This is a genomic window from Acidobacteriota bacterium, from assembly GCA_040752915.1.
GTDB lineage: Bacteria > Acidobacteriota > UBA4820 > UBA4820 > DSQY01 > JBFLVU01.
Genome location: JBFMHB010000116.1, coordinates 1 through 4859 on the forward strand (window position 1 = coordinate 1; position 4859 = coordinate 4859).

Sequence of the window (4859 nt, forward strand, 5' to 3'; positions counted from 1 at the left end):
CCACCGGAAGTGGAGCGGGACGTGAAACGGGCCATGGACCGGGCGGTGCAGGCCTTCGAAATGCCGGCCCTGGAAGATTGGGCGTACGACCGGGAGCGTCACAGGGAGTTCATCGGGGAGGTCCGCTGCAACCACCGGGACACCATCCGGCTCGCCGTTCTTCCGGACTCCGAGGCGGACCGGCCCGCCACCCCGGGCAGGACTTCGCCCTACTCCCCTCCCTTCCTGGGCCTTCCCATCTTCGACCTGCGCCCCTTCTTCCAGGAGGCCCTGCGCCTCGTGAAGCAGGTGCCCGAGAAGCTCGAATGGCATCCCTCGCTCTGCTTCCTGGATCAGGAGGACTGGGAGCGCCTCCACCGGATCGTGAGGGCGAAGAAGTTCTCGCCTTCTCCCGCCGCGGAGGGGCGCTTCCCCTATCCCAGCAAGGCCGACCAGCAATCGGCGTGGGAGTGGATCGAGTCCATCTACGGTCTTCGGGTGCGGGCGGCGCTCTATCCCTCCGACCGGAGCCACCACTAGGCGTAACTCCCCCGGGGCATTCAGGGCATTTCCATCACGGAACATCTATTGGGAGGGCCTTGGAGGCCTACGCCACCCTTTGAAAGCCCCCGTCCAATTGGGGGAGTCAATTTCATGGAGGATGCTTAAGGAACCCGGCTACAGTCCTCGCGGTCACTCTTGAAGACCAGAAAGGACAAACGATGACGATGGAATCGGGTTCCGCCCAAGAGACCACAATCCTCCTCACGGCGCAGGAAGCGGCTGACTACCTGCGCATCCCCCTTGGCAGCCTCTACGTGCGAATCTCCAAGAAGAAGCTCCCCTGCACGCGGCTGGGCCGCCTCCTGCGATTCAAGAAGTCGGAATTGGACCGGATGCTGGAGCTCAACGCGACGAGCGTGGCCGCGGAGGAGACCGCGTCCGCGGGAAAGGCGAGCTGAGCCGTGCCGGCCCTGGGCATGGCCAAAGCCGCGGAGGGGTACGGGCAACGGGGCTACCCCGTCTTCCCGCTCCACACGCCCGAGGGCGGGGGGTGCTCCTGTCGCCGCCCCGACTGCGAGGCCGTGGGCAAGCACCCCCGCATCGTGCAATGGCCCGACAACGCCACGACCTCGGAGGGCACCATCCGGAGCTGGTGGCGCCGGTGGCCCGAAGCCAACATCGGTCTGGTCACGGGGGAGACCTCCGGTCTCGTGGTGCTCGACGTGGACCCGAGGCACGGAGGCGACGCCGCCCTCGAAGCCCTCCAAAGGGAGTTCGGGGAGCTTCCGCCCACCCTCCGGGCCCAGACGGGGGGCGGAGGCCTGCACCTCTTCTTCCGGCACCCCGGGGTCCGTGTGCCGAACTCCGCGGGGGCCATGGGAAGCGGACTGGACATCCGCGGGGACGGGGGGTACATCGTCGCCCCCCCGTCCCGCCACGCCAGCGGCGGGCGGTACGCGTGGGACCCCGCAAGGCATCCGCGACACCTCGAGCCCGCCCCCATGCCTCAATGGCTTCTCGACCGCGCCGTCCGGCCGGACAGGGGGGTGCTCACCCCCTTCCGCCGCTCCTCCCTGTGCGACCTCGTCCTGACGGGGGTCGCGGCAGGGCAGCGCAACACGAGCCTCGTCCGCCTGGCGGGCCACCTCTTCCGCCACCGGGTGGATCCCTACGTCTGCCTCGGCCTGCTCAAGAGCTGGAACGAGGCGAACTGCCGCCCGCCCCTCACGGAGTCCGAACTGATGCGGACCATCGAGTCCATCGCCGGGGCGGAACTGCGCCGCAGGGGATTGAGATGATTCCGGCCGGGGGGAACCTCACGGCCCTGGCGGCGGCCCAAACCCCTTCCACCCCGGAAGAGGCCCTCGCCCTCCTCGACCGCCTGGAGGAACAGCCGGACACCGCGGAGGTGCGCGCGGCCCTGGACCACTTCCGGGCGGGGCTCCAGAACATGGACGAGATCGGGCGCGAGCTGGCCCGGGAGGGGGCCGTTCGGCGACTGCGCGCCCTGGGATTCACGAGCCCGGGGCGGCTCGTGGACACCGTCATGCCCACGGCGAGGAGCGGCGAAGAGCGCCGCATGGGGCTCCAGGATCCGGACCTCTGGCCCGAGCCCGTAGACGGGGCGACCCTCCTCGCCTCGCTGGAGCAGACCGTGGGCCGGTTCCTGGCCATGACGGCGGACCAGATCGTCCCCTACACCCTCTGGATCCTCTTCGCCCACGCCCACGACGCCTTCGAGATCTCTCCCCTCCTGGCCCTCACGAGCCCCGACAAGGGCTGCGGCAAGAGCACGGCCCTGGCGCTGCTGAGCGCCCTGGTCCCCCGCCCCATCACCTCGGCCAACATCACCCCCTCGGCGGTCTTCCGGGTCACGGACTACTTCAAGCCGTGCCTTCTTCTCGACGAGGCCGACACCTTCCTCTCCGATTCGGAGGGCCTGCGGGGCATCCTCAACAGCGGCCACATGCGAAGCCAGGCGTACGTGACCCGCGTCTCGGGCGACGACCACCAAGTCTGCACCTTCAGCACGTGGACGCCCAAGGCCATCGCCCTCATCGGGGACCTGCCCCCGACCCTGGCCGACCGCTCGGTGACCATCCGGATGCGAAGGCGGGCCCGGGGCGAGCCCATCGAGCGGCTCCAGCTTCACCGCCTCGCCGAGATGGAGGACCTGAGGAGCATGGCCGCCCGGTGGGCCGGGGACCACCTGGACGATCTGCGCTTCTCGGACCCCCTCATCCCCGAGGGCATCAACCGCGACCGGGCCCGGGACAACTGGCGCCCCCTCCTGGCCATCGCCGACCTGTGCGGGCAGGAATGGCCCCGGCGGGCGCGGGAGAGCGCCTGCCGCATCAACGACGCCGTTTCGGAAGAGACCTCCCACGGCGTGAAGCTCCTCGAAGACATCCGGAGCCTCTTCCGGAGTCGCAACGTCCCCTCCCTCGCCTCGGAGGAGATCCTGGGGCAACTGCACGGGATGGAGGAGCGACCCTGGCCCGAGTGGCGCGAGGGAACCCCCATGAGCGCCCGGCAGCTCGCGAGACTCCTCCACCCCTTCGGCATCGCCCCCGTCAAGTGGAAGCAGGAGGGGGCCACCTGCCGGGGGTATCTTCGGGACAGCTTCCTCGACGCCTTCTCCCGGTATTTACCCCCGGAACCGCCACAAGCGCCACCGGCCTCATCGCCAAGCACATACGGGCCAACCCCATCCGCCACCGAAGGGCCGAGAATCGCCGAAATCCCTGGGGCTAACTCCAGCCATTCCAGGGCGGTGGCGGATGGGGCGGATTGAAAAATGAGCCCGATCCATTCAAGCGCCACCGGTGGCGCATGCGAAGGGAAAGGCGAAAATCCGACCCGCCACAAGCGCCACCGGGTTCATCCAGAAGGACTTACGGGGCGAAAAACCGGAAAAAGCGGGCCCTTGGGTGGCGGATCGAAAACTACTACAAGCCCAGCGTATTCAGGGCGGTGGCGCTTGTGGCGGATGGAAGGGGGGATAGCCGGGAACCGCCTGTTCCCCGGAGGCCCGCAACGGCGCCACGACACCCTCGAAGGCCTCCACCCCAAGGCCCCGGAAGCCCGCGGGGAATCCTTCGAAGACTGTCCCGCAAGCAACGCAGCTGGCGCCAGCCGGCGCCACCTGCCGCCCGAACCGGCCGGGGTTCCCCTCTCGTTCGGGCTGACGTCAGGGCTCCGCCCCGACACCCTGGCGAGGAAGAGAGGAGGTTCGCCGTGACCGAAGCCGAGAGCGCCCCCAGCCCGAGACCCGGCCTCCGTCCCCACCGGGTCCACGTCCGCTTCTCCACGGAGGAGTACGGCCACCTTCGACAGCAGTGCCACATCGCGAACCGGGGACCGGCCGACTTCCTCCGGTGCGCGGCCAAGGGGATCCAGCTCAAGGCGGTCCCACGCTTTCCCGAGGACGTTCAGCGGGCGCTGAAGAGCTTCGGGGGCAACCTCAACCAGCTCGCCCACCAAGCCAACCTCGGGAGCGTGGACAAGGCGGAGGTGGAGGCCCTCCGGGCGGAGGTGAGCCGCCTCCTGAGCGCCCTCCGCGGCTGAGGGATGCCCGTCCTGAAGATCTCCTTCGGTGACAGGAGCGCCAAGATGACCACCTACCTCCTTACCCAGGAAGCGGAGAGCGGCCGGGTCCAGGCCATCGGCGGCGACGTCGCCGGCCGGGACCCGGAGGCCATCGAGAAGGAGTTCCAAGAGACGCGGGACTTCTACCGGGTGACCGGCGGACGCGAGTACTACCACGTCGCCCTCAGCTTCGAGCGCTCCGACCTCGGCGACATGGCCACCCCGGAGGGACATCCAGATTACGGGCGAATCCGGGACTACGGGGAGGAGTGGGCGAAGGAGGCGGGCATCGCCGGCCGCCACGAATACCTCGTCGTCGTGCACGGGGAGAAGGACCACCCCCACGCCCACGTGGTTTGGAACGCCACGGGGTTCGACGGGAGGAAATATCGAAACGACAACGAGAACCTCGACCGGCTCCGGGACGTGAACGACCGCCTGGCACGCATCCATGGCATCCGGCGGGAGCTGGCCCGGGTGCGGGACCCGGACCGCCCCTCGGACAAGTTTCTCCGGCAAGCGGAGCGGGGCGGCGGGAGCTACTCGTGGAAGACCGACCTCCAGGCCCGGGTCCGGGAAGCCGGGCGGCGGGCCTTCTCGGAGGAGGAGTTCGCGGCCCGCCTCAAGGAGAGGGGCGTCGAGCTGAGGGTCCGGGGATGGAAGTACTCCTACGCCATGACCGACGCCCAGGGCATGCGCCGGACCATCCGCGAGCGCCGCATGGGGGAGCCCTACGGGCGGGAGCACCTCGTCGAGAAGTTCGCCCAGCAGAAGGAACAGCTCCGGCG

General features: G+C 69.1%; 6 protein-coding genes. All 6 read left to right on the forward strand.

Features of this window, described 5'->3' with window-relative positions:
* Nucleotides 1-519: hypothetical protein (locus AB1824_13045; GenBank protein MEW5765887.1), on the forward strand; the 519-nt coding region annotated here is incomplete at its 5' end.
* Nucleotides 520-701: 182 nt separating this feature from the next.
* Nucleotides 702-941 carry a helix-turn-helix domain-containing protein gene (locus tag AB1824_13050; GenBank protein MEW5765888.1) on the forward strand — a complete coding sequence of 80 codons (240 nt, stop codon included), beginning with the start codon at nt 702-704 and terminating at the stop codon, nt 939-941.
* 3 nt (nt 942-944) lie between these two features.
* The gene (locus AB1824_13055; GenBank protein MEW5765889.1) at nt 945-1781 is read left to right on the forward strand and encodes a bifunctional DNA primase/polymerase; all 837 of its coding nucleotides are present in this window, start codon (nt 945-947) and stop codon (nt 1779-1781) included.
* Nucleotides 1778-3277 carry a DUF3631 domain-containing protein gene (locus AB1824_13060; protein MEW5765890.1) on the forward strand — a complete coding sequence of 500 codons (1500 nt, stop codon included), beginning with the start codon at nt 1778-1780 and terminating at the stop codon, nt 3275-3277. The genes AB1824_13055 and AB1824_13060 overlap by 4 nt, the downstream gene beginning before the upstream one ends.
* A gap of 443 nt (nt 3278-3720) precedes the next feature.
* A complete protein-coding gene (gene mobC / locus AB1824_13065) occupies nt 3721-4050 on the forward strand; it encodes a plasmid mobilization relaxosome protein MobC (protein MEW5765891.1) in 330 nt (109 codons plus the stop codon).
* Nucleotides 4051-4095: 45 nt separating this feature from the next.
* On the forward strand, nt 4096-4859 hold a 764-nt coding region (locus AB1824_13070; GenBank protein MEW5765892.1), incomplete at its 3' end, for a relaxase/mobilization nuclease domain-containing protein.

What these genes read in the sequence shown, in the direction of transcription:
- AB1824_13050 (MEW5765888.1), top strand. Translation starts at nt 702, where the DNA reads ATGACGATGGAATCGGGTTCCGCCCAAGAGACCACAATCCTCCTCACG.
- AB1824_13060 (MEW5765890.1), top strand. Translation starts at nt 1,778, where the DNA reads ATGATTCCGGCCGGGGGGAACCTCACGGCCCTGGCGGCGGCCCAAACC.